The 1,052-nt window shown below is 65.9% G+C and carries 1 pseudogene; it reads right to left on the reverse strand.

What is annotated here, in order from left to right:
* Window positions 1-1,052 (reverse strand): annotated as a pseudogene (locus tag NBRGI_RS40495) (DNA-directed RNA polymerase subunit beta); the annotation flags it as partial.

Below are 1,052 nucleotides of genomic sequence, written 5' to 3' on the forward strand. Positions count from 1 at the left end.
GACGCTGCGACAGGATGATCGCGTCCTCGTAGTTGTGGCCCTCCCACGGCATGATCGCCACGAGCAGGTTCTTGCCCAGCGCCATCTCACCGTTCTCGGTGCACGGACCATCGGCGAGCACCTGACCGGTCTCGACCCGCTGACCCTCGTCCACGATCGGCCGCTGGTTGTAGCAGTTGCCTTGATTCGAGCGGGCGAACTTACGCAGCCGATAGCTGCGCCGGGTGCCGTCGTCGGCCATCACGGTGACGTAGTCGGCCGAAACCTCCTCCACCACACCGGCTTTGTCATTGAGAACCAGATCGCCGGCGTCGATGGACGCGCGCAGCTCCATACCGGTGCCGACGATCGGCGCCTCGGAGCGGATCAGCGGCACAGCCTGACGCTGCATGTTCGCACCCATCAGGGCGCGGTTGGCGTCGTCGTGCTCGAGGAAGGGAATCATCGCCGAGGCGACCGACACCATCTGGCGCGGCGAGACATCCATGAAGTCGACCTCGGCGGGTGCGACGTATTCCACCTCCTCGCCGAAACGCCGTGCCAGCACCTTGCTTTCGGATAGGCGCCGGTCCGCGTCGACCGGTGAGTTGGCCTGCGCGCGCACGTAGCGCTCTTCTTCGTCGGCGGTGAGGTAGACGATCTCGTCGGTCACCTTGCCGTCGAGCACCTTGCGGTACGGCGTCTCGATGAAGCCGAACGGATTGACCCGCGCGTACACCGAGAGGTAGCCGATCAGACCGATACTCGGGCCTTCCGGCGTTTCGATCGGGCACATCCGGCCGTAGTGGCTGAAGTGGATATCGCGCACCTCGAGGCTGGCGCGTTCCCTGGTCAGGCCGCCGGGGCCGAGGGCGGACAGGCGGCGCTTGTGCGTGAGCCCGGCGAGCGGGTTGTCCTGCATCATGAACTGGGAGAGCTGGGAGGTGCCGAAGAACTCCTTGATCGACGCGCTCACCGGGCGGATGTTGATCAGGGTCTGCGGCGTGATCGCCTCGACGTCCTGGGTGGTCATCCGCTCACGGACCACGCGCTCCATCCGGGACAGGCCGATG

Source organism: Nocardia brasiliensis IFM 10847 (assembly GCF_000710915.1).
Taxonomy (GTDB): Bacteria; Actinomycetota; Actinomycetes; order Mycobacteriales; family Mycobacteriaceae; genus Nocardia; species Nocardia brasiliensis_A.